Below are 23,062 nucleotides of genomic sequence, written 5' to 3' on the forward strand. Positions count from 1 at the left end.
CCACATAGCCCCACCCGGCCAGAACCCCGCCCACACACGACGGACACCGCAACTCCCCAGCGGCCAACCGTGACTCGACGCGCGCAGAATCGACCTCTACCGTGACCATCAGTGCCTTTCGCACTACGCACGGCGCCGCCGGAGAGATCTGCCAAGAATTCAGCGGTGGCGCCGTGCACCCATCAGTTCCTCGTCACACTGACGGTGCAGACCACCAAGATCAAACCCACCCCAAAGCCCGTCCCCGCATCGGCAGAATCAACGACGACTCCAAGCCTCATGGTCGTCACGCCCAGAGACGCTCAACAACACCTCGGCGCAGCTGGCTCGGTTCGCCCGGGAGAACAACCTGCTGCGGTCGGTGGGCCGTACCGGGGTGTGCTGGGATAACGCTGCGACTGAATCATTATGGGCGACACTGAAAGTCGAGTTTTACGACCGGCGGTTGTGGCCGACGAAAGCTGCCGCTAGGCTCGCCGTCGGTGACTGGATCGAGCGGGTCTACAACCGCCGCCGGCGTCACAGCGCACTGGGCATGATCAGCCCCGTCGAGTTTGAAAACCGGATCAATCAGACGGCACAAGCCGCCTGACCCTGTGTCCACCAAACAGGGTCAAGCCCAGCTGCCGCGAAGACAGCATTCCGGCGAGAAGTGCGTGGGTGCAGTCGTCGGCGCGATGCACGGGTGGTTTTTGCACTCTGGGACGTCTGGCGCCCGAAAGAAGTACCTGAGCTCAATCAGCAGAGCCCCGCGCACCTGGTGAGTGACGCTATGTACTCGGCGCCGACAAGGTCTTCCCACCGCTGCGGCGTGACCACTCTCACCGGCCTCATATTGAGACATCGCTGTCCCATTTTCGGGCAATCGTGCTACTTTTGACGCATGGCTGAGTTGAAATCGTTCGACACCGGTGTGCGGTCGCGCACCCGGAAGGCGATTCTCGACGCCGCCACCGGCGTCCTGGCGACCAATCCCGCGGCGTCGTTGAGCGACATCGCCACCGCCGCGAGCGTCGGCCGCAGCACCCTGCACCGGTACTTCCCCGAGCGTTCCGAGCTGATCCGCGCCGTCGCCCTGTACGTGCACGAGATGTGCAACGCCGCCATCGACAAAGCCGAGCCGGCCTGCGGTCCCCCGCTCGCCGCGCTGCGCCGGGTGGTCGAATCGCAGTTGGACCTCGGACCCATCGTGCCCTTCGTCTACAACGAGCCGACCATCCTGGCGGACCGCGAGCTTTCCGCCATTCTGGATACCGGCGACGAGGCGATAGCCGAAGTGCTGGCGCGGGTTTCGGCACGACCGCAGACCAGCCCACCGGAGTGGCCGCGCCTGGTTTTCTGGGCCCTGCTCGACGCCGGATATGAGGCGCTGCGCCGGAACATCGCGCCGCGGGTCGAGATCGTCGACGCCATCATGGCCAGCCTGACGGCCGGCACCATCACCCCGGATCAATCCTGATCCCCCCGAATTTGCTTTCACCGCAACAAGTTAGGTAATTCCCCATGTCCACCAGCCTCGTCACCAACGAGGTGACGAACCGGACCCCACAACGCCATTGGTGGGCGCTGGCAGTGCTGATGCTGCCGGTGCTGCTCGTCTCCATCGACAACACGGTGCTGGCCTTCGCGCTGCCCCGCATCGCCGAGGACTTCCGCCCGTCGGCCGCCACCCAGCTGTGGCTCGTCGACATCTATTCGCTCGTGCTGGCAACGCTTTTGGTGACGATGGGCAGCCTCGGCGACCGGCTCGGCCGGCGCCGCCTGTTGCTCATCGGCGCCGTCGGCTTCGCCACCATCTCGGCCGCCGCGGCGTTCGCGCCCAGCGCCGGGTACCTGGTCGCCGCACGCGCCGCGCTCGCCGTGTTCGGCGCCATGCTGATGCCCTCGACGTTGTCGCTGATCCGCAACATCTTCACCGAGGCCACCTCGCGCCGGCTCGCCATCGCCATCTGGGCGTCGTGCTTCGCGGCCGGTTCGGCGTTGGGCCCCATCGTCGGTGGCGTACTGCTCCAGCACTTCCACTGGGGTGCGGTCTTCATGATCGCCGTGCCGATCCTGCTGCCGTTGCTGGTGCTGGCGCCCAAGCTGGTGCCCGAATCGCGGGACCCGAACCCGGGCCCGGTCGACGCGCTGAGCGTACTGCTGTCGCTGGTGGCCATGCTGCCGGTGGTGTGGGCGATCAAGACCGCCGCGCACGACGGCATCTCGACACTGACGCTGGCGGCCGTCGCCCTGGGTATCGCCGCGGGCGTCTGGTTCGTGCGCCGGCAGAACCGCAGCGCCACACCGATTCTCGATATGCGGTTGTTCGGCCACGGCCCCTTCACGGCGTCGATCCTGGCCAACTTCCTGTCGATGGTGGGCCTCATCGGGTTCCTGTTCTTCGTCTCACAGCACCTGCAGCTGGTCCTGGGACTGGACCCGCTGACCGCCGCGCTGGTCATGCTGCCGGGTGCGGCGGCGTCGACGATCGCGGGCATCGCCGTGGTGCGGCTGACCAAACGGTTTGCGCCGCAGACGCTGATCGTCACCGGGCTGCTCCTGGTGGCGGCCGGCTTCCTGCTGATCCTGCTGTTCCGTCACGACCTGACGATGGTCGGGGTCATCGTGTCGTTCACCGTGCTCGAGCTGGGCGTCGGTGTGTCGCAGACGATCTCGAACGACACCATCGTGGCGTCGGTGCCACCGGAGAAGGCCGGCGCGGCCTCCGCGGTCTCGGAGACCGCCTACGAGTTGGGCGCGGTGATCGGCACCGCCGGGCTGGGCACCATGTTCACCGCGTTCTATCGCGCGAACGTCGAACTGCCGGGCGCACTTTCACCCGCACAGTCGGCCGACGCCGGGGAGAGCATCGGCGGCGCCATCTCGGTCGCCCGGACCCTGCCGGCCGAGCTCGGCAACCACCTCGTGGAATCGGCGCGCCTCGCGTTCGATTCAGGTATCGGCGCCACCGCCGCGACCGCGGCCGGACTCGCGCTGGTCGCCACCGCGATCGTGGCCGCCGCCTTCCGCAGCCGGCGATAGTCGCTGAACGCACTGTGGCCCCATCGCCTTTCGGCGGTGGGGCCACAGTTTCGCTGAGCGGCTACTTGCTGGCGGTCTTGCCCTTCGGCGCCTTCGGGGCGGCACCCTTGATCGCCTTGGCGATCGACTTCGCGACCTTCGACACCGGGTTCTGTGCCTTCTTGGTCTTGGTGGCCGTGTCCTTGGGCGTCGTCACGGTGTCGGCGTCCTTGGTGGCACCCTTGGTGTCGGTCGCCTTGGTGTCGGTCGCCTTGGTGTCGGTCGCCTTGGTGTCCGTCGCCTTGGTATCGGTCGCCTTGGCGTCGGCATCCTTGGTGTCAGCAGCCTTGGTGTCCGTCGCCGCCGTCTCGGTGGCAGCCTTCGTGTCGGCGGCCTTGGTGTCAGCAGCCTTCGTGGACGTATCCTTCGCCGCATCGGTCGACGGTGCCGCCTCGGTAGAGGTCGCCGCGGTTGCCGTGGCCGCCTTCTTCGTCGTCGTCACCGCGTCGGTCGAATCCGTCTTCGCGGTCTCGGCCGCCGGCGCCGCCGACAGAGCGGCGACCGTCGTCGCCGCAGCGGGGACGGTGACGCCGCCCGGTGCATTCGGGTTCACGTTCAGCGCCGTGATGATCCGGTTGACGATGTACGGAACGGTGCCGGTTTCAAAATCGGTGACGTTCTTCTGAATGTTCTGCACGAGGCTCACCACATTGTTGAGCACGCCGTTGTAGATGGTGCCCGGATTCAGGGTGAGCACCGACTGCAGAATTCCGGTCACGCTCTTGACCACCTGCTGCACCACCGGCGTCGTGCCGAGGCAGGCGCCGCAGCCGATTCCGACGGTCGAGATCGCCAGGCCGGCGACCAGCGCGGTGACCGAGTCCAGCACGGCGGGCACCATCGCCTCCGCCACGGCCAACGGTTGCTGCAGGATGTTCTGCACCGGGCCGTTGATGCCGGTGATCAACTGCAGGCCGCCCGGGAGCAGACCGCCCACCAACGAGTCGATGGCGCCGTTGACATTGAGCGTGCCGAGGTTGCCCAGCACGTTTGCGAGAGTGCCCGGCAGCGCACCACCGAGGGTGAACGTCGCGCCGGTGATGTTGCCGATCAACTGCATGCCCTGCTGGAGACCGTAGTTCGCATCGAGCACAACTTGGCGCACCAGCGGATTCACGCTGGTCTCCACCATGTAGCTGGTTTGCCCGACGGTCTCGGCCAGGGCGTTGTAGATGTCGCCGAGTGCCACGATCGGGTTGACCAGTGCGGTCAGGTGTACATCGGAAACCTGCACATGCGAAACCGCAGGCAAGTGGGTTTCGGTCTGTGGCACCACCGGCGCCACAGCAATCACACTCGCTCCCGCGAGGGCAACGCCCGCAGTGATATACGGCTTCATTGTGAGCTGCATTTGAGTCCTCCCAGTTATCGCGACACCCGTGTGGCCGAAAAATTTACCCCTTGTAGATGGCCATTTTTGACCAACCCACACATTTCCCAGCTAACCAAAATCGGATAGCCAGGAAATTGCCGATCGCGTTAGATTGCTATTCGAGCGGGCAAGTTAGCTTCGCTACAGAATCAGCAATTTGGCCAGCAGAACCGCCCAAATCTTGGCCACCCACACGACGGACCGTCCCCAACGCGACGAGACGCACGTCACACCGTGGAGTGCACAGCACGCCAAAAAGGCCATACGTCGAAAAATTGCAGTTTCAGCAAATTTCGCTACGCGTAACTTGCGCGTGCGTCAGTCGTAGCCGCGGTGGGGTCGCAGACAGCGCGCCCCACTGTGCGGGTGTCCACATGCTGAGACGGTGCGTCGAGCCTGGCTGCACGCCGCGAATCAGGACACCGGAGTTTGCCGGCGTCGGGCGATCCCGCCGGCCACGGACGTCGCCACGACGGTCAGCAGCGCGCCGAGAATCAGCGCCGACGGCTCGCCCGGACTCAGCAGCTGCTGCTGGGTCCCCAAAGTCGCGGCGGCCACCGGAACGCCCAATTGCGCGGCCGCCAGCACCCCAAGGGAAATCGGCTGCCCGAACAGCCGACCACTGAGATGAGCGAGCACGGCTCCCACACCCAGCGCCACACCCAGCCCGATCAGACCCGGATGCTCACCGAGTTCCCGCACCTGCAACGACGCGCCGAGCCAGACGAAGAACAACGGCGCGAAGAATCCCTCGGTGATGCCGAACAGCTGGCGCGCCAGCCGCCGCGGCTCGCCGATCGCCGAGAGGCACAGGCCAAGCGCAAAGCCCGCGAGCATGATCGACACGTGCGTCGATTTCGCCAGCGCCGCCAGGCCGAACAGCACGATCAGGCTGATCCTCAGTTCGAGCGCCAGGTGCCGACGGTGTGAGTACTTGTGCATCCGCTTGAGCCATCCGCGCTTTGCCTCGTACCGCAAGAAGAAGTACAGCAGGACCGCACAGGCGGCGATCGCCAGGACGCCCACCGCCGCCCGCGGAGCGCCTGCCGGATTGATGACCAACGGCAACAACACAATCGACGCGGCGTCGGCTATCGCGATCTGAGCGGTGACCGACAGCACCGGCGGTCCCGTCAGCCCCAGCGACTGGATTACCGGCAGCGCCAGCGCCGCCGAGGAGGAAGCCATGAGGACCGCATACAACGGGGCGTGGCCGGTGCCGAACAGCTGGGCGATGACCGCCCCCAGCACTGCGGCGAAGGCGCCCACCACGACCGCCCGCAGCAGCGATCTGGGCAGCTCACCGCGTAATGACCTGTCGCGCACCGGCACATGGGTCCCGACGATGAACATCACCAGCGCAAAGCCGATGTCCGCCAGCAGCACGAACGTGGGGTTATCCGCGTCGACGATGCCGAACCCGGTGCGCCCCACGACGATCCCGGCAGCGAGTTCGCCGACGATCAAAGGCACGCGCAGTTTGGGTACCGCCGCCAGCAGCGGCCCCACCAGGCCGATGACTGCCACCAGCGCCAGGGCGTGAAATCCGAAGTCGCGCACCGGTCAGCCGGCGGCCAGTCGGGCCGGATCATCCAGCCAGGTCGAAGTCATCGCCACACCCTAAACGCGGGCGCCCCATCGCGGGCCGCACGCAGCCGACTCTCAGCGGACTGTTGCATTCCGATAGTTTCCGATATATCGTTAATGCATCGGAGGCGCCACCAAGCGCCTCCCGCCGAAAGAGAGAACACATCTATGGAAACCCCATTCACCCCACCCGGCCACCCGTTCGACGGTGGCCCCTTCAACCGCCCCTCCCACGGAGGCGGCTTCGGTTTCACACCCGGCGACCGGTCACCGTTCGTCGGCCCCGCCGACCGGCGCGCTCGACATGACGAACGCCGTGCAGCCCGTCGGGAGATGCGCGAACAGTTCCGCGATCATGTGCGGGATCACCGCGGCGAGGGCGGTCTCGGATTCGGACCGGGATTCGGCTTCGGCCCCGGCTTCGGTCCGGGCTTCGGCGCCGGCCCCTTCGGACCGGGCGGTCCCCGCGGGCGGCGTCATGGCGGCCGCGGCCGCGGCAGTGGTCGCAGCCGGCGCGGCGATGTCCGTGCCGCCATCCTCAAGCTGCTCACCGAACGGCCCATGCACGGCTACGAGATGACGCAGGAGATCGCCGCGCGCAGCGACGGCCTGTGGAAGCCCAGCCCAGGTTCGATCTACCCCACCCTGCAGCTGCTGGAGGACGAGGGTCTCATCACGCCAGCCGAGAGTCAGGGCAGCAAGAAGACTTTCGAGCTGACCGAGGACGGCCGCACTGCCGCCGACGCGATCGAGACCGCGCCCTGGGACGAGATCGCCGAAGGCGCCGATCCTGCCGCCTTGAACCTGCGCAACGCGCTCGGTCAATTGTTCGGCGCCGTCGCGCAGTCGGTGCACTCCGCGAATGCCGAACAGCAGCAACGCATCCTGGACATCGTGAACAACGCCCGCCGCGAGATCTACCAGATTCTCGGCGAGTCCGACTAGCGTTAGCCTGGCTACATGACGACGCACGCGCTCGGCCAGTACCAGGTCCACCGGATCGGATTCGGCGCCATGCAGCTGCCCGGGCCCGGCGTTTTCGGCCCGCCCCGCGACCGCGACCAGGCGCTCGCCGTGTTGCGACGCGCGGTGGAGCTCGGCGTCAACCACATCGACACCGCGCAGTTCTATGGCCCCGACGTGGCCAACCAGCTGATCCGCGAGGCCCTGCATCCTTATCCGCAGGGCCTCGCGCTCGTCAGCAAGGTCGGTGCCCGCCGGGACCAGACCGGCGCCTGGCTGCCGGCACAGCAGCCCGCCGAACTGCGGGCCGCCATCGAGCAGAACCTGGAAACCCTCGGCACCGACCGGCTCGCGGCGGTGAACCTGCGCGTGATGGGCCCCGACGGCGATGCCAGCGCCCCGGGCGAGGTCGACCGCGAACTGTTCGACCGCCAGCTCACCACGATGATCGAGGCCCGCGACGAGGGGCTGATCGGCGGCATCGGCCTGAGCAGCATCTCCCTCGAGCATCTCGAGATCGCGCTGCAGCGCACCGACATCGCGTGCGTCCAGAACGCCTACAACCTCCTCGACCGGTCCTCGCAGCCCGTGCTGGACGCGTGCACCGCACGCGGCATCGCGTTCGTCCCGTTCTTCCCGCTGGGGTCGGCGTTCAATCCGGAGAACCCGGTGCTCGGCCACCCTGAAATCCGCAAGGCGGCAGGCGAACTCGGCCGGACATCGGCACAGGTCGCGCTGGCCTGGACCCTGGCCGCGGCACCCAATATGCTGCTGATCCCCGGTACGTCGTCCGTCGCGCATCTCGAGGAGAACCTCGCGGTGGCCGACATCGAGGTGCCCGCCGCTCTGACCGAGGCACTCGGTTGAGCGCAGACATCGATCGCATGCCGCGCGGCGGTCCCCGCGCCTCGTGCCTCGATCGCGCGCTGCAGACCGATCAGCCCGAATACCTCGACCGCGACGACGTCGATCCCGCCGTCAAGCGCAGCGTCGTGCGCGCGCTGGAGCTCACCGGCAATTGGTTCGGCCTCCACGAGCGTTTCGCCTACATCGTCATGGACGAAGTCGCCGACGTTCCCGACCCGCGCATCCTCGAATTGGGAGCCGGCCACGGCGGGCTGTCGAAAAAAGTGCTGGAGATGCACCCCACGGCGACGCTGACGGTCACCGACCTGGAGCCCGACTCGGTCGCGGCCATCACCGCCGGTGACCTGGGTTCCGATCCGCGGGTGACGGTGCGCGGCATGGACGCGACGGCCATCGACGCGGCCGACAGTGCTTATGCCCTGGCCGTTTTCGCGTTGTCGTTCCACCATCTGCCCCCGTCCGCCGCCGTGCGGGTGCTCGCGGAGTGCACCCGCGTGGCGGACAAGCTGCTCATCATCGACCTGCCTCGGCCGCCGTCGCCGCTGCACCTGATGCGGCTCGCCGCCATGCTGCCGCTCGCCCCGTTCGTGCCGTTCGTGCACGACGGCGTCATCAGCTCACTGCGGGCCTACAGCCCGTCCGCACTGCGGGCCTTGGCCGACGCAGCCGGCGTCGACATCGAGTTGCGCAGCGGCCTGTATTCGCCGCAGATAGCCGTCGCCACCCGGCGGCCGCCCGCGTAGGTTGGACGCATGACCGACTCGTCGAATGAAGTGATGGATTGGGACAGCGTCTATCGGCAGGAGGGCGGGTTCGACGGTCCGCCGCCGTGGAACATCGGGGAGCCACAGCCCGAACTGGCTGCCTTGATCGACGCCGGTCAGGTCACCGGCGAGGTCCTCGACGCGGGCTGTGGCCACGCGGAGCTGGCCCTCGCGCTGGCCGCGGCGGGCCACAACGTGGTGGGTATCGAACTGTCCCCCACCGCGGTCGCGGCCGCGAAACAGGCTGCCGCCGAACGCAATCTGACCAACGCGACATTCGTCGAAGACGACATCACCTCGTTCACCGGATTCGACGGACGCTTCGACACGATCATGGACTCGACGTTGTTCCACTCGATTCCGGTCGAGGCGCGCGACGGCTACCAGCAGGCCGTGTTCCGCGCGGCCGCGCCGGGCGCCAAGTACTTCATCCTGGTGTTCGCCAAGGGCGCGTTTCCGGCCGAGGCCGAGATGAAGCCGAACGAGGTCACCGAGGACGAGCTGCGTGAGGCCGTCGGAAAGTACTGGGCCATCGACGAGATCCGACCGGCGTTCATCCACGCCGGCATGGTCGCGCCGCCGTCGCTGCCGGGGCAGCCCCCGCTCGAGATGCCTCCGCACGCCCTCGACGAGAAGGGCCGGCTGAAGATGCCGGCGTTCCTGCTCACGGCACACAAGGCCTGACGGTCAGGTCGACGCGGCAGTCAGCGCACCGGCGAAAGACTCCAGTTCTTCGCCGGTGACATCGACGTGCGGCGAAACCCGCAGCACCGGAATCTTCATCTCGAACGGCGCCCGCTCGATGCCGGCCACCGTCGTGACGACGTGGTGTTCGGTAATCAGCTTGGTGCGCACGGAGTTCGGGTCGGCGCCACGAGTCGGCTCCAGCGTGGTGATGGCCGTGGGCTCATCGACGTCCTCGACCACTCGCCACCCGGGCAATCCCGCGAGCGCGGTGCGTGTCAGGCGTCCCACCTCGGCCAGCCGCGCCCGCACCAGTTCCGGCCCGGCCACCAGATGTTCTTCGAGGGCCTTCGAAAAGGCCACGCGCGCAGCCACATTGGCCTCACCGAGGTCAAGCCGTTTCAGCACCGGTAGCGGCGTCCCCCATTCCGGCAGCGGGATGCGCGGCCGAAGCCGGTGCGACACAGACGAACTGATGGCCAGCACGCCGACCCCGCGCGGCCCGGCCAGCCATTTCCGCGACGACGCGTAGATGACGTCGGGAGCCACCGCACAGTCCAGGTGGCCCAGCGCCTGAGCGGCGTCCACCGCCACCGGCACCCCGATCGCATGGCACGCCGCCACGAACTCCGACAACGGCTGGGCCACCCCACGGTGACTGCCGAGCGCCGTCAAATGGGCCAGCGCCGGCGGGTCACCCTGCATCAGCGCGACCGCCACCTCGACGTCGACGCGGCCCTGACCGTCGACCGGCAGCTCCCGGACGGTGAATCCATTGGCTTCCATCACCACCAGATTGGGGCCGTACTCGCCCGGCAGGCACGCCACGGTCTTCTCGCCGTCCCAACTGCTGAGCAGGAGGTTGAGTGCGTTGTTGGAGCCGGTCGTGAAAACCACGTCACCGGCAGCCATCCCGGTCAGCGCGGCCACCGCGGCACGCCCGCCGTCCAAAACGGGTTCGGCGGATTCGGCTGCCACATAACCGCCAACCTGCGCTTCCAGCCGGGCGTGCTGGGTCGCGGCGTCGATGACGGCGAAGCTCTGCCGCGAGCAGGCGGCGTTGTCGAAATGCAGGCCCAGCGGTCTGGGCCGGGCAGCGCGCCACAGGCGCGCGACGGCGGAGTCGGCCCCGGTCACGTCCGCTGGTCCGGCTTGACCGCCAGCGACAGCCCGAAGTCCCCGGCGGGATCGGTCCACCAGTCGGTCTGCCGCAGTCCGGCGGCCGCCAATTCGGCCGCGACGCCCTCGGGGCGGAACTTGCACGACACCTCGGTCAACATCTCCTCACCCGCCTCGAACTCCACCGACAGATCCAGCTCACGTATCTGAATCCGTTGCGCGACAACAGACCTCAGCCACATCTCGATACGCTCATGTTCGGTGTTCCATCGTGCCACATGTTCGAAGCGGTCGAGATCGAAATCGGCATCCAGCTCCCGGTTCACCACCGCCAGCACATTGCGGTTGAACTGCGCGGTGACCCCGGCGCTGTCGTCGTACGCCGCCACCAGCCGGGTGGTGTCCTTGACCAGGTCGGTGCCGAGCAGCAGCGTGTCGCCCGGTCGCATCGCCGCCGCCAGGCTCGCGAGGAACTCCGCCCGCGGACCGGCCGTCAGGTTGCCGATCGTCGACCCGAGGAACACGATCAGCCGACGGCCCACGACGGGCAGCTCACCCAGGTGCTGCTCGAAATCGCCTCGCACCCCGCTGATCTCGACGCCGTCGTACTCGTCGGACAACTGGGTGAGCGCGGCACTGAGCACGTTCTCGTCGACGTCGAACGCCACGAACCGGCGCAGCGCCGCGGCGTCCCGGAACGCGTCGAGCAGGATACGTGTCTTCTCCGACGTGCCGCTGCCGAGCTCGACGAGAGTGTCCGCGCCGGAGGCCGCCACGATCGCGCCGGCCGCCTCATGCAGGATGTGCGCCTCGGTGCGCGTCGGGTAATACTCGGGCAGCCGGGTGATCTGATCGAACAGGTCACTGCCGACGGCATCGTAGAACCACTTGGGCGGCAACGATTTCGGCGACTGCGCCAGGCCCTCCCGGACATCGCGCCGCAACGCGCGGGGCGCCCAGTCGGCGGCGAGATGGTTGGTCAGCAGCGGTGCCGTCTTGCTCGGTGTCATCGTGGTCCTCTTCTTCAGGTCAGTGGCGTCAGCACGACGCCGGCGGCCGTCACCTCGACGAGGTGACGGTCTGGAATGTCCTGCCAGTCGGGGTGGTCGTCGTAGGGCTCGCTGGCCAGCACCACGCCGTCGGGCCGCCGCAGTATCGACAGCGTGTCGCCCCACACGGTGGCCAGCATGCGGGAACCGTTGGCGGCTAGGATGTTCAGCCGCGCCGACGGGTCGGACTCCCCGACCCTGCGCACGGTGTCCCCCAGGTTGTCCAGGCCCTCGGTGAAGATGTGGGCGGCCAGGATCGCGCTGTCGACCGTCGATTCGGCGGTCCGGGACACCGGTAGCACCCCGCGGTCGACGACGCCGTTGTGCGACAACAGCCAGTCTCCGTCGGTGAACGGCGCCGATGCCGACGGCTCGATGGGCATCCCGACGGTGGCCGACCGGACAGCGGCCACCACACACTCACTGCGCAGCGCCGGCGCCACCGACGCCAGCGACGCGTCACCCCACAACGGCGCGGCGCTGCGCCAGCGGCGCGGTGTCGCACCGTCGAAGAACCCGACGCCCCAGCCATCGGCGTTGAGCAATCCATGCTTCTGCCGTCGGGGCGAATACGACTGCACCAGAAGCCCGTTCGCGGGTTCCAGGATCAGCGACGACACCGAGACCGGGGCGCCGAGCCAGCCCAGATGACGACACATCAGCCGCGCTCCTCGTCACACGACCAGGCCAGGCGAACCCCGGAGAAAATCTGGCGACGGATCGGGTGATCCCAATTGCGGAAGCTGGGTCGCAGGATATCGCCCGCCACGGCCCAGGAACCGCCGCGCAACACCCGGTAGTCGCCGCTGCCGGTGCCCTCGAAGAACGGCTGCGAATAGCGGTCGTAGATCATCGGCGTGAATCCCGGCCACGGCCGCAGCGGGGAGGTGGTCCACTCCCAGACGTCGCCGAGCAGCTGCTCGACGCCGTAGGCCGAGGCACCCTCCGGATACGCCCCGACCGGCGCCGGGCGCAGCGCATCTCCACCGAGATTGGCACGGTTCGCGTCGGGTTCGGCTGCACCCCAAGGGTATCGGCGCCGGGCTCCGGCCGCGGGATCCCAGGTGCAGGCCTTCTCCCACTCGACCTCGGTGGGCAGCCGCGCGCCGGCCCAGGCCGCGTACGCCTCGGCTTCGTAGAAGCTGACGTGCTGCACCGGTTCGTCGGGCGGCAGGTCCTCGACATGACCGAACCGGACCCGGGTGGTGCCGTCGGCACTCCAGAACTGCGGCGCCACCAGACCCGCCTGTTTCCGATGCTCCCAGCCCGCCGCAGACCACCACCGGGGCTGCCGGTAGCCACCGTCGGCGATGAACTCACGCCATTCGGCGTTGGTGACCGGTACCCGGCCGATCCGGAACGACGGCACGTCGACGACATGCGCGGGACTCTCGTTGTCGAGTGCGAAAGGCTCGTCGGCCGCATCGACACCGAGCACGAACGGCCCGCCGGGCACCAGCACCGAGGTACCGGCGACCCCGGCACGCCCCGGCGGCAGGACGGCGCCCGGCCCCAACAACGGCGGACCGCTGCGCAAGTTCAGGGCCTGAAGCATGGTCTCGTCGTGCTGGTTCTCGTGACTGATCACGAGGGCGAACGGGAACTGGGCTGCAGCCTCGTCGGGCGCCCGGTCAAGGGCGTCAAGGGCTTTGGACCGGATGGTCCGACAGAATGCGCGCGCATCGGTCGGCGGCAACAGCGGCAGCGACACCCGGCTGGCGCGAGAATGCACGAACGCGTCGTACAGGCTGTCGACGTCCGGCGGCAGCAGGCCGGGACGGCCCAGATCACCGCCGCGCAGCAGCCACAGTTCTTCCTGCTGGCCGATATGCGCGAGGTCCCACACCAGCGGGCTCATCAGCGGGTCGTACTGGCGCAGCAGTTCGGCATCGTCGAACTCGACCAGGGCCAGCGTCCGGTCCCGGGCCCTGGTCAGCCCTCGGGCCAACAGCTCGCGCGTACTCACGCCCCACCTTTCAGCCGGTCATCAGATGCCAACCCGGCGATGGCCGCATCAATTCCGTGCGCGACGACCCGGTCCGCGAAATCGTCGGCCGCACTGCGGCCCCGGGTCACCTGGCGCAGCAGCCGGTCCATCGAATCCGCCACATCGGCGGGCGCGACGTCGGCGGCCGCTTGCACGCACCGCACCGCCGCCTCGCGCAGCCGCGGATCGGCCAGTCCCACCCGTGCCGCCTGATCCCATGCCGTGGCGACCGATTCCGTTGCCTCCCAGGCTATCTGCGACAGGCGGGCGTCGTCCAGCAGCGTCACCAGGGTGAACACCACAGCCGGCCACAGGTCGTCGGACACGGCGTCGAGGTAGCGGATTTCCAGCCAGCGCCGCGGCCGGACCGGCGGGAACAGCGTCGTCAGGTGGTAGTCCAGGTCGGCCTCGGTGGGCCGGCGGCCGCCGAGCAGCGTCCGCCCGTCCGCCCAGTCGGCGAACGGCACCCATTCGGTGACCGGCTCTGCCTCCGGAGTGTGCACCAGCATGACCGGCGCCTTGAGGGCGTAGCGCGCCCAGTCGTTGGCCGGATCGTCACCGCTGGCACCGAGAACCGGACCGCAGCGGGCGGTGTCCAACTGGCCCCAGATCCGCTGACGTGTGCTCTGCCAGCCGGTGAACTCGCCGCCCAGCATCGGTGAACTCGCCGACACCGCGATCATGGTGGGGCCCAGCGCGTGGGCCAGGCGAACGCGGTCGGCCCAACCGTCACGCGGGCCGGCATCGACATTGATCTGCAGGGAGGCGGTCGACGTCATCATCGCGGCCCCGGCGGCACCGGTCCCGCCGGCCGCGAAGAACGCCTCCATGGCCCGATACCGACCGCCAGGATTCACCCGGGCCTGCGGCCGCAGCGGATCCACACCGACCTGCAGCAGCCCCAGGCCGCGGCGTCGCAACGACTCCCGCAGCACGGCCTGATCGGCCTGCATCGCCGCGATCGCGGGCCCGGCACCGTCCAGCGGTGGGCCCGACAGTTCGATGGCGCCGCCGGGCTCCATGGTGATCGCGCTGCCGCCGGGCAGTTGCGGTACGGCCTCGACGGCTTCGGTCAGTTCATCCCAGCCGGGTCGCCGCGTCAGGTCGGACAGGTCGAAGCAGTGCGCCTCGAGTTCGAGCCCGACGCGACCCACCGGCCCGTCGCGCAGGCACCCGCCGCCGGCCAGCAGGGCGGCGCCGTACGCGCTCGACAACTCGGGGTATTCGGCGTGCGGCCGGCGCACGGCGGTAGCGGTGCCCATCTGAACATCCCCTTCCGAGATTCGGGGCCGGTCCCCGCATCCGTTGGTTGGTGTTCCCGGACCAGGCCTAGTTGAGACTCGTCCCGAGCAATACGTGTTCGTCCGACGATGCCATGAGGCACCGACAAAAATCTGCGCAATATATGTGCGATGCCTGACGCATCCCGGGCCCCGTCATTGCCCCAACGCGTTCTGCATGGCGCCGGCCAGCACGTTGACGGCGAGGCCGGCGTTGCCGGACTGACAGACTTTCGCCTGCAGCAGAACGTTCTCGCGTAGCCGGGTCTGCGCGAAACAGCGCCGATCGGTGCCCGCTTCCTGCTTGACCCACGCCTCGTCCGTCGGGCCGGCCTGGGCACCCGCGAAGCTCCAGACCTCGGTCCGGCCGTCCTCGAGGTGCAGCGCGGTGGTCTGCCCCGAGCACCCGGCAGTCCGGTCGACGACGCGGTGGAACGCACGCGACGCGGCGTCGGCGGTGGCGAAGACGCCCACCACCTGCTTGGCCGCGTGACTGTCATCGGTCGCCGACGTCTGCGCCACGGCGCCATTGAACGACGCCAGGTCCGGATCGCCGTACACCTCGGGCAGGCCGATGTCGCCCCAGTTGTTGCACGCCGGGAGGTCGACGAAGAAGCCCTGGAACGGCGCGGTGAAGGTGGACTCCCAGCCCATCGGAGCGCCGACCACATTGCCGACCGATCCCTTGCCCAGGACCGCGTACGACACCACACCCGGGTCCGACGGCCTGGCGGCCGCGGTCGGCGCCAGGGCGAGGGCCGCGGTGACGCAGGCTGTGAACCAGATCGGACGCGCAATCATGGCTTCGATGATGCCAGTTGCGGCGCTCGCGTCAGCCGGTGAACCGGGCGGTGGCGCCCGCATCGACCGGCAGGACCGTCCCGGTGATGTGGGTGCTGCCCGGGTGCGCCAAAAACATGACCGCGCGCGTGATTTCCGCCGGCTTCAGGAAGGGCACCGGCTGCAGGTGCAACGACGCGAACACCGATTCCACGTCGGCGAGCGTCGGCTGATCCAGATCGGGGCGCATGGCGCCGAACAACGCGTCGTTGAAGGTCATCGGGGTTTCGACGTTGCCGGGCGCCACCGCGTTGACGGTGATTCCGTGTCCGGCCAGGTCGTGCGCGGCGACCTTGGTCAATCCGATGACGCCCCACTTCGAGGCGGCATACGCGGCCTGCGCGAAATTTCCGCTGCGGCCCAGCATCGAGGACACCGTGACGATCCGGCCGAATCCGCGTGTGATCATGCCCGGCGCCACCGCGGCGATCGTGTTGAACGTGCCGGTGAGGTTGGACCCGATCACTTCATCCCACTGTGCCGACGGGACGTCGGGCAGCATCGCGATCGCGCTGACGCCGGCATTGGTGACGGCGATGTCCAGGCGCCCGAACTCCGATTCGACGCGAGCGACGAACTGCTCCAGCGCACCACGGTCGGCCGTCGAGAGTTTCGCTGTGAGACAACGTCTTCCGGTTGCCTCGACCATCTCGGCGGTGGTGGCCAGATCCGCTTCGGTCGCCAATGGATAGGCGATCTGGTCGTTGTTCTCGCAGCGGTCGCAGATGGCGATATCCGCACCTGCCTCGGCAAGTGCCACCGCGTGCGATCGGCCCATTCCCCTTGCCCCGCCGGTGATCAGCGCAACGAGGCCGTCAAAGTCGCCCATACAGCTCCTATCTCAGTTCGGTTTGCCCGTGACCACGCAGTGGGTCCGGGTGTAGATGGTGGGCATGCACAGATTGCAGTGTGTGCAGCCTGATTTCGTGGTGTTGTCGGCCTGGATGCGGTTCAGCAGGTCAGGTTCGGCCAGCAGGGCCCGGCCCATCGCCACGAACTCGAAACCTTCGGCCATCGCCAAATCCATGGTGTCGCGGTTGGTGATGCCGCCCAGCAGGATCAGCGGCATCGACAGTTCGGCGCGGAACTGGCGGGCCTGCTCGAGCAGGAACGCCTCCCGGTACGGGTATTCGCGGAAGAACTTGTGTCCGCTCATCCGGATGCCCCACCGCAGCGGTGGCTTGAAGTTGGCGGCGAACTCTTTGACCGGGGCATCGCCGCGGAACAGGTACATCGGGTTCACGAGCGAGCTGCCCGCGGTGAGCTCGAGGGCATCGAGGTTGCCGTCTTCTTGCAGCCACTGGGCGGTTTGCAGGGACTCCTCGAGGGGGATGCCGCCGCGCACGCCGTCGGTCATGGTGAGTTTGGCGATCACCGCGATCTGATTCCCCACGGCCTCGCGTACGGCGGCCACGGTGCCGCGGGCCACCTTGGCCCGGTTGGCCAGCGAGCCGCCGAACTCGTCGCGGCGCTTATTGATCAACGGGCTCAAAAAGGAGCTGGCGAAGTAGTTGTGGCCCAAATGGACTTCCACGGCGTCGAACCCGGCTTCGATCGCGAGTGTGGCGGCGTTCGCGTGCGCGGCCATCACCGCGTCGATGTCGGCGCGGGTGGCTTTCTTGGCGAAGCGCATCGACAGCGGGTTGAAGAACCGCACCGGGGCCAGGGCGTGGGCTTTGTTGGTGCGGGGGTTGGCGACCGGGCCGGCGTGCCCGATCTGCGCGCTGATCGCCGCCCCCTCGCCGTGCACCGCATCAGTGAGTCTGCGCAGCCCGGGCACGGCCTCGGGACGCATCCACAACTGCCACCCATCGGTACGCCCACCCGGGGACACCGCGCAATAGGCGACCGTGGTCATCCCCACCCCACCGGCGGCCGGCAGCCGGTGATACCGGATCAGATCATCGGTGACCAGCGCATCCGGGGTCGCCGCCTCGAACGTCGCGGCCTTGATCACCCGATTCCGCAACGTGATCGGACCGAGCTTGGCCGGCTGGAATGGGTCGGGTGTCATGCTTTCGGTAATCCTCTCGGCAAATCTCGATGCGACAACATCTTTCACGGCTTCGCTCCGTGCTGCGTGGCGGTTCCCGGTGGAATCTGGAACGGGTCGGCGGCTTGCCCCGACAGGTTGGAGAGTGCGCCCATCAGGAAATCCGGTGGATCGACGATCTCGGACAAGCGCGGCATGTTGGGGTCGAGTCGCGATGTGGTGAGCAGGTTTTCGCCGAGCCGCCGGAGGGTGAGGTCGAACGTCGAGAAGACGTTGAGATAGTCGCCGCGAACGGCGTTGCGCAGGTACTTCTGGGCGAACGGGAACGTGGGCAGGATTTCCAGATCGTGGATGAAGTCGTCGGCGTTGTCGTTGAGGGCTTTGATGAGTGGGTAGGTGTCCCTGAGGTCGGCGGCGAGGTCTACTTTTGTCTGCGACACAACGCGTTCGGCGGTCGAGGCGAGTCTGCGCAGTGCCTCGAACGCCGCGACGATGTTGGTGCGATTTCGGTTCAGCACGTCGAGTGCGGCGGGCAGCGTCTGCAGCGTCCGCCCCAGTGCGTCGGCGCCCCGCGCCAATGCGGCCGCCGTGCGGTCGATACCTTCCGCCACCGAGATGATGGTGGACGTCTGCGCATCGAGGAACCTGGTCAGTTCGGCCAGCTTCGCCACCAATCCGGGGAACGTCGCCGCGTGTCCAACCACTGCGGCATACGCCGCGTCTGTAATGTCCTGCAGGGAGCCGAGATTGCCGTTGTTAACGATGACGCCGAGCGCGCCCAGGACCTCTTCGGTGGTGGGAAAGTGACCCGTCCGACCGAGTCGGATGTGGGCGCCATCCGCCAGTCTGGCGGGCGCCGGCCGGTCAGTCGGACGTATCAGTTCGACGTGCTGGGAACCCAGCAGCGACGTTTGTCCCACTGCCGCCGAGACGTTCGCGGGTAGTTCCACCTGGCGGTCCAGCGAAAGACGAACGGCCGCATACACCGTGCTGCCGGCCCGTTGCATGACGGCGACCCCGGAGACGCTTCCCACGGTGACGTCCCCGACCTTGACCGGCGAATTCTGCGGTAGGCCGACGACGTTGTCCAGCTCGACGGTCACCTCGAACGACCCGGGGCCGTGCCCGGCCGTGCCCGGCAACGCAAGCGAATTCAGACCGTCGAACTGACAGCCCGATACGACAACGGCAAGGCAGGCCAGGATCGCGACGCCGCGCAACCCAAGGCGTCGGTCACCCATTCTCCGAGCACCGCCCCTTCGATGGATCGGGCGCTCCGCCGATGGGAATGATGATGTCGCTGCCGGCCGGGCCGCTGAGCTTGATCTTGCTGGAGCAGAAGAAGATGTTGAAGAACGCACCATATGCGCCAAGTGAATTGAGCCGCAGGTAGCTGTCGGCGAGAGGCTCGATGGCGGCGTTGACTTCGGCCTTGCGCGCGTAGACCCGCTGCGCGAAGGGACGCACATTTTCGATGACACCCTGGACCGGTCGCCGCGAACGGTCGAGCATCTGGGTCAGTTCGTCCGATGATGCGGCCAGTGGCGCGATGGCGCCGGCTAGGGTGTCGCGGTCCTGCGCCAGACCCGTCAGCAGGTTCTGCAGTGTGTCGACGCTGGTGCTGAACTGCCGGCTCTTCGAATCCACGGTGCCGAGAACGGTGTCGAGGTTGCCGACGACATCACCGATGAGCTGATCACGCCCGGAGACGTTCTGCGTGAAGTTGCCTGTCGTCGAAAGCAGTTGCGACACAGTACCGCCCTGGCCCTGCAGCAGATCGATGACGGCGGCGGTAATGGCGTTGATCTTTTCTCCGTCGAGGCCCTTGAGCACGGGGCGCAGTCCGCCGAGGAGCGCGTCGAGGTCGACCGCGGGCTGGGTATTGCTCAGCGGGATGGTCGCCCCGGCCGCCAGCACATGCAATTCCCCTGCGGCAAAGGCCAATTCGAGATAACGGTCGCCCGTCAGGTTCAGGTAGCGGATGACGGCCCTGGTCGACGTGTACAGGCGGTAGCGCGAATCAACGCTGAACAGGACGTCGACGGTGTTGTCGGGGCGCAGCGACACCCGGTCGACCTTGCCCACCGGCAACCCGGCCATCCGCACGTCCTGCCCGGCTTTCAGGCGTGAGGCATCGGCGAATTGGGCGTGATACCGCTCGCCCGCCCCGAACCGGAACTGGCCGAACACCACCACGAGCGCGGCGGCGACCAACAGCATCACCACGGTGAACGCAGTCACCTTCGCCCCGGCAGTCATCGCAACTCCTTAATTAGTGATCCAGTGGTACACTAATTACCGGGGTCGCGTCAATGACATCGCCGAGGATCGGGTGCTGTGATGATGGACCCGTGAGCAGTCAGTCAGGTCCGGGTCGGCCGCGGGACGCGAGTATCGACGACCGCGTACTCACCGCGACCCGGGAGCTCCTGTCGGAGGTCGGGTTTCAGGCATTGAGCATGCGGCTCGTCGCGCAACGCTCCGGCGTCACACGCGCCAGCCTGGCGCGACGCTGGCCGTCGAAGGCCGCGTTGGTCATCGATGCGGTGATGGGCGTGGCACCCGACCTGACGCCGTTTGATGGAACCGATGTCTACGGCTGGATAGATTTCGTCGTCCGGGGCAGCCGTGCCCTGTTCAACCGCCCCGATATGAAGGCTGCGGCACCCGACCTGACCCAGGCTCTGGTCGAAGACAAACAACTGGGGCGATCGCTGTGGAATCGGTTCACGGGACCGGCGGTCGAACTGTTCGCCGACGACGTCGGAGCGCAGACCGCCGAGGAGCGGCGCAGTGCGGAACTGGACGCGCGCGCCGTCCTGATCATGGCGGCGGGTGCCGCTATGTACGTGTCGACCATCGCCGCCGACGACGACTCCACCGAGCTCGAGGAACGGATCGTCGAACTGCTGACCACGGGCTATCGAGCAGTGGCCGCGAACCGCCTGGCGCCCGACGGACAGGCATAGCGCAGACGACAGGCCGCACCCTGAGCGGGCGCGGCCTGTCGTGTGATGCGGGACTGTTTGGGTCAGCGACCCGGCTGGGTGGGGCCAGGCTGGCCCGGCGCTTGCGGTCCGGGACCACCCGGACCCTGACCACCGGGGCCACCCGGGCCCTGTCCGCCGGGGCCCTGCCAACCGGGACCGTTGGGTCCCTGCCAGCCCGGACCACCCGGGAACATCGGGTGCCACATGCCGCCGCCGCGCGGTCCGTGACCCTCGCGGAACTCGGCGGTGTCCTGCCCGCGGTGGTGCTTGTGCCAGCCGTGGTGACCGCCGCCGGAATGCGCGCCGAGGACGAAGCCCGAGAAGAAGATCGTCGCGACGATGAAGACGATGCCCGCGACGATGCCGACCCAGGCCAGCACCTTGTTCAGCGTGCTGGGCTTGCGCTCGGCGGGCGGCGCAGCCACTGCGGTGGCCGTTGCTACGGGCGGGAACGAGTCCGTCGGGGTGTCCGGCGTCTCTGGCGTTTGGTTAGGGGTTTCCTCACTCATGTCATCGATGATCCGTCCATCAACCACTGCGGTGGCTAGGTTGCGCGTAAGAATCAGCTATGAGGCGCGCGGCGCGGTAGCGTGGCCTGTGTAGCGGAGCATCGGCCGGGCTTTGGGGGCCGGCCGACGCTCCGATATCAGAACGCGGCAGAAAAGGTGAGATGTCCAGAACCACCCTGCGCGCCGCGGTCCTCGCGTGCGGCACCGCGTTGCTGCTGACCCTCACCCCGGGGTGCGCGAAGAACTCCACCACGCTCACCGGGCCGGCTCCGACCGCATCACCGACCGCCCACGCGCCGTCACCAACGCGCCAGAACAAGTCCGGGCTACCCGTCTGCCAACTGTCGTCGCTGCCGACCGAGGCGGCCACCACCGTCAACCTCATCCACCGCGGCGGGCCGTTCCCCTATTCGCGGGACGGCATCGTGTTCGGCAACTTCGAACGCCGACTACCGAACCAGCAGCGCGGCTACTACCACGAGTACACGGTGCCCACGCCCGGCGCGAAGACCCGTGGCACGCGACGGGTCATCACCGGCGGCGAGCCACCGACCGACCCACCCGAGTTCTATTACACCGGCGACCACTACGAGACGTTCTGCCAGATCGGAGGAGCGTGAAGACGTTCACCGTGCGGGGTGCGCGGATCCATTCCCGCGCAGACCTTTTCACCGAGCTGGGCCACGCGGTCAACGGCGCCGGCGGCTACTTCGGCAGTAATCTGGACGCCCTGGCCGACTGCCTCGGCGGCGGCTTCGGCACGCCGGACGACGAGCCGTTCCGCTTTGTCCTGACCGACAGCTCAAAAGCCAAGAAGGCCTTGGATTCTCACACCTGGACGGGGCTGCTCGACGTTTTCGACAGCGCCGGGATCGACCTGGTGCTGCGCTGACAACAGCGCCTAGGGCTTCACCGGATTCACCGCGAACTGGATGACGCGGTACGGCGCGGTATCGCGCGGCGTGGTGTTCCACTGGCTGACGAGGATGCGCAGTTCGTCGAGCGTCGAGCCCGGCGAGATGTAGCCGCCATACGGCTGCGCCAGCTGATTGTCCTGCGGCTCAGGCAGTTCGTCGGCCTGCTCCGGCCAGCCGCCGGCCACGACGACGGTCGTCACGGGAGCGGTGCCGAGTTCCGTCGGCGTATTCGCGACGCGGACCTCCATGTTGCCGGTGCTGCTGTTGAAGTAGGACAGCACCGTCTTGCCGTCGACCTGCTTCATGCTCATCTCACCGATCAGGTCGCCCCACAACGGAGTCGGCGGTTTGCCCCAGCCGCCGTGCGCCGACCAGCCCTGCCAACTGGACCTGTCGGTGAACGCCTGCGGCGTGGCCCGGTAGAGGTAGGCCGGGCTGCTGCGGTCGAAGTTGTTGGCGACCAGGTAAACCCAGCCACGCGGCGAGTCTGCGGTGGGCACCGGGTCGTAGTAACCCGTGATCTGACTCTGTGCTCCCCCGGCATAGCCGGCGGGCCGCGCAGAGCCCGGCACGGTCGGCCAGGCCGCGCGCGCCGGGTCGGCCTTGACCAGTCGGGAGCTCGCCGGTTTCAGGTCGCGCGTGGTGGTGATCAACAGATAGTTCTCCCGGTTGATGCTCACCACGCCGGCCGGGAGTTGGGAGGTGCCAGGCGTTTTGGCGTCGGCCAACAACGGCTTGTCGACGCCCATGACACCGCGGTACCGCAGGCCGTCCGGAGAGTTGATGGAGTCGGTCTCGACGTGCAGCGCGACGGGCGCGTACCAGCCCCCGAATCCGACGCCCTGCCCCGCGAAGCTGTCGCCGCAGATCTGCAGGATGCCGCTCGGGAACTCCATGAACTCGCAGAGGTCCGTCGCGCCGATGCCGTAATCGGCTGTCGGCGTGCCGGTTCCAGCCACCGGACCGATGCGTGTCACCTGCCCGACGGCCAGCGGTTTCAGCACCGGAGTCGGTACCGGCGCAGGCGGATCAGCCTGCGCTGCGGGCACCGACGACACGACGACAGCCATCAGCGCCG

General features: G+C 67.8%; 23 protein-coding genes and 2 pseudogenes. 10 read left to right on the forward strand and 15 right to left on the reverse strand.

Annotated features, from left to right (window positions below; genetic code table 11):
• Window positions 1-7: 7 nt before the first annotated feature.
• A pseudogene (locus ACJEIK_RS26680) lies at window positions 8-109 on the reverse strand (helix-turn-helix domain-containing protein); the annotation flags it as partial.
• Between the two features lie 201 nt (window positions 110-310).
• Here ACJEIK_RS26680 and ACJEIK_RS26685 point away from each other — a divergent pair.
• The 3 genes and pseudogenes from ACJEIK_RS26685 to lfrA form a co-directional block, all read left to right on the forward strand.
• Window positions 311-592: pseudogene (locus ACJEIK_RS26685) on the forward strand (integrase core domain-containing protein); the annotation flags it as partial.
• A 291-nt stretch (window positions 593-883) separates the two neighbouring features.
• Window positions 884-1,459 (forward strand): TetR/AcrR family transcriptional regulator, encoded by a 576-nt coding sequence (locus tag ACJEIK_RS26690; RefSeq protein ID WP_409430592.1) that lies wholly within the window; start codon window positions 884-886, stop codon window positions 1,457-1,459.
• Window positions 1,460-1,503: 44 nt separating this feature from the next.
• On the forward strand, window positions 1,504-3,024 hold the full coding sequence (lfrA, locus tag ACJEIK_RS26695) for an efflux MFS transporter LfrA (RefSeq protein WP_064857711.1): 1,521 nt from the start codon (window positions 1,504-1,506) through the stop codon (window positions 3,022-3,024).
• Window positions 3,025-3,085: 61 nt separating this feature from the next.
• Here lfrA and ACJEIK_RS26700 read toward each other — a convergent pair whose 3' ends face one another.
• Together ACJEIK_RS26700 and ACJEIK_RS26705 are read right to left on the reverse strand one after the other, a co-directional pair.
• Window positions 3,086-4,357, reverse strand: coding sequence for a hypothetical protein (locus tag ACJEIK_RS26700; RefSeq protein ID WP_409430593.1), 1,272 nt, complete (start codon window positions 4,355-4,357; stop codon window positions 3,086-3,088).
• 492 nt (window positions 4,358-4,849) lie between these two features.
• Complete coding sequence (locus ACJEIK_RS26705) at window positions 4,850-5,995, reverse strand: cation:proton antiporter (RefSeq protein ID WP_409430594.1); 1,146 nt, start codon at window positions 5,993-5,995, stop codon at window positions 4,850-4,852.
• A 195-nt stretch (window positions 5,996-6,190) separates the two neighbouring features.
• On the opposite strand from ACJEIK_RS26705, the gene ACJEIK_RS26710 reads away from it, so the two are divergent.
• From ACJEIK_RS26710 to ACJEIK_RS26725, 4 genes are read left to right on the forward strand one after another with little or no spacing between them, the layout of a single operon-like run.
• Window positions 6,191-6,967 carry a PadR family transcriptional regulator gene (locus ACJEIK_RS26710; RefSeq protein ID WP_133426314.1) on the forward strand — a complete coding sequence of 259 codons (777 nt, stop codon included), beginning with the start codon at window positions 6,191-6,193 and terminating at the stop codon, window positions 6,965-6,967.
• Between the two features lie 15 nt (window positions 6,968-6,982).
• A complete protein-coding gene (locus tag ACJEIK_RS26715) occupies window positions 6,983-7,852 on the forward strand; it encodes an oxidoreductase (protein ID WP_133426313.1) in 870 nt (289 codons plus the stop codon).
• Between the two features lie 17 nt (window positions 7,853-7,869).
• On the forward strand, window positions 7,870-8,595 hold the full coding sequence (locus tag ACJEIK_RS26720) for a class I SAM-dependent methyltransferase (protein ID WP_133426469.1): 726 nt from the start codon (window positions 7,870-7,872) through the stop codon (window positions 8,593-8,595).
• A gap of 9 nt (window positions 8,596-8,604) precedes the next feature.
• Complete coding sequence (locus tag ACJEIK_RS26725; RefSeq protein ID WP_409430595.1) at window positions 8,605-9,300, forward strand: class I SAM-dependent methyltransferase; 696 nt, start codon at window positions 8,605-8,607, stop codon at window positions 9,298-9,300.
• A gap of 3 nt (window positions 9,301-9,303) precedes the next feature.
• Here ACJEIK_RS26725 and egtE read toward each other — a convergent pair whose 3' ends face one another.
• The 10 genes from egtE to ACJEIK_RS26775 all read right to left on the reverse strand — a co-directional run bounded on the left by egtE (window position 9,304) and on the right by ACJEIK_RS26775 (window position 19,827).
• Complete coding sequence (egtE, locus tag ACJEIK_RS26730) at window positions 9,304-10,437, reverse strand: ergothioneine biosynthesis PLP-dependent enzyme EgtE (RefSeq protein ID WP_409430596.1); 1,134 nt, start codon at window positions 10,435-10,437, stop codon at window positions 9,304-9,306.
• Window positions 10,434-11,429: an L-histidine N(alpha)-methyltransferase gene (egtD, locus tag ACJEIK_RS26735; protein ID WP_409430597.1), complete on the reverse strand. Its 996-nt coding sequence runs from the start codon at window positions 11,427-11,429 to the stop codon at window positions 10,434-10,436. The genes egtE and egtD overlap by 4 nt, the downstream gene beginning before the upstream one ends.
• Window positions 11,430-11,443: 14 nt before the next feature.
• Window positions 11,444-12,127, reverse strand: coding sequence for an ergothioneine biosynthesis protein EgtC (egtC, locus tag ACJEIK_RS26740; protein ID WP_226519936.1), 684 nt, complete (start codon window positions 12,125-12,127; stop codon window positions 11,444-11,446).
• Window positions 12,127-13,434: an ergothioneine biosynthesis protein EgtB gene (egtB, locus tag ACJEIK_RS26745; RefSeq protein WP_060998836.1), complete on the reverse strand. Its 1,308-nt coding sequence runs from the start codon at window positions 13,432-13,434 to the stop codon at window positions 12,127-12,129. Before egtB ends, egtC begins: the two co-directional genes overlap by 1 nt.
• Window positions 13,431-14,717, reverse strand: a complete 1,287-nt coding sequence (gene egtA, locus ACJEIK_RS26750) for an ergothioneine biosynthesis glutamate--cysteine ligase EgtA (RefSeq protein ID WP_409430598.1) — start codon at window positions 14,715-14,717, stop codon at window positions 13,431-13,433. Before egtA ends, egtB begins: the two co-directional genes overlap by 4 nt.
• 174 nt (window positions 14,718-14,891) lie before the next feature.
• Complete coding sequence (locus tag ACJEIK_RS26755) at window positions 14,892-15,536, reverse strand: sensor domain-containing protein (protein ID WP_409430599.1); 645 nt, start codon at window positions 15,534-15,536, stop codon at window positions 14,892-14,894.
• A gap of 31 nt (window positions 15,537-15,567) precedes the next feature.
• On the reverse strand, window positions 15,568-16,404 hold the full coding sequence (locus ACJEIK_RS26760; RefSeq protein ID WP_064857723.1) for a mycofactocin-coupled SDR family oxidoreductase: 837 nt from the start codon (window positions 16,402-16,404) through the stop codon (window positions 15,568-15,570).
• 12 nt (window positions 16,405-16,416) lie between these two features.
• Window positions 16,417-17,589 (reverse strand): NADH:flavin oxidoreductase, encoded by a 1,173-nt coding sequence (locus tag ACJEIK_RS26765; RefSeq protein WP_409430600.1) that lies wholly within the window; start codon window positions 17,587-17,589, stop codon window positions 16,417-16,419.
• A gap of 44 nt (window positions 17,590-17,633) precedes the next feature.
• Complete coding sequence (locus ACJEIK_RS26770) at window positions 17,634-18,809, reverse strand: MCE family protein (RefSeq protein ID WP_409430601.1); 1,176 nt, start codon at window positions 18,807-18,809, stop codon at window positions 17,634-17,636.
• The gene (locus ACJEIK_RS26775) at window positions 18,802-19,827 is read right to left on the reverse strand and encodes an MCE family protein (protein WP_409430602.1); all 1,026 of its coding nucleotides are present in this window, start codon (window positions 19,825-19,827) and stop codon (window positions 18,802-18,804) included. The genes ACJEIK_RS26770 and ACJEIK_RS26775 overlap by 8 nt, the downstream gene beginning before the upstream one ends.
• Window positions 19,828-19,919: 92 nt before the next feature.
• On the opposite strand from ACJEIK_RS26775, the gene ACJEIK_RS26780 reads away from it, so the two are divergent.
• Window positions 19,920-20,537 (forward strand): TetR/AcrR family transcriptional regulator, encoded by a 618-nt coding sequence (locus ACJEIK_RS26780; RefSeq protein ID WP_234785592.1) that lies wholly within the window; start codon window positions 19,920-19,922, stop codon window positions 20,535-20,537.
• Between the two features lie 62 nt (window positions 20,538-20,599).
• Here the strand turns inward: ACJEIK_RS26780 and ACJEIK_RS26785 are convergent, their stop codons facing one another.
• On the reverse strand, window positions 20,600-21,067 hold the full coding sequence (locus ACJEIK_RS26785; RefSeq protein WP_409430603.1) for a hypothetical protein: 468 nt from the start codon (window positions 21,065-21,067) through the stop codon (window positions 20,600-20,602).
• Between the two features lie 161 nt (window positions 21,068-21,228).
• On the opposite strand from ACJEIK_RS26785, the gene ACJEIK_RS26790 reads away from it, so the two are divergent.
• On the forward strand, window positions 21,229-21,687 hold the full coding sequence (locus ACJEIK_RS26790; protein WP_409430604.1) for a ribonuclease domain-containing protein: 459 nt from the start codon (window positions 21,229-21,231) through the stop codon (window positions 21,685-21,687).
• Window positions 21,684-21,959: a barstar family protein gene (locus tag ACJEIK_RS26795; protein ID WP_135355496.1), complete on the forward strand. Its 276-nt coding sequence runs from the start codon at window positions 21,684-21,686 to the stop codon at window positions 21,957-21,959. Before ACJEIK_RS26790 ends, ACJEIK_RS26795 begins: the two co-directional genes overlap by 4 nt.
• 9 nt (window positions 21,960-21,968) lie before the next feature.
• Here ACJEIK_RS26795 and ACJEIK_RS26800 read toward each other — a convergent pair whose 3' ends face one another.
• Window positions 21,969-23,054, reverse strand: coding sequence for a DUF4185 domain-containing protein (locus tag ACJEIK_RS26800; RefSeq protein WP_409431766.1), 1,086 nt, complete (start codon window positions 23,052-23,054; stop codon window positions 21,969-21,971).
• Window positions 23,055-23,062: the final 8 nt, after the last annotated feature.

It is taken from the genome of Mycobacterium sp. SMC-16 (genome assembly GCF_046250085.1).
Classification (GTDB): domain Bacteria; phylum Actinomycetota; class Actinomycetes; order Mycobacteriales; family Mycobacteriaceae; genus Mycobacterium; species Mycobacterium phocaicum.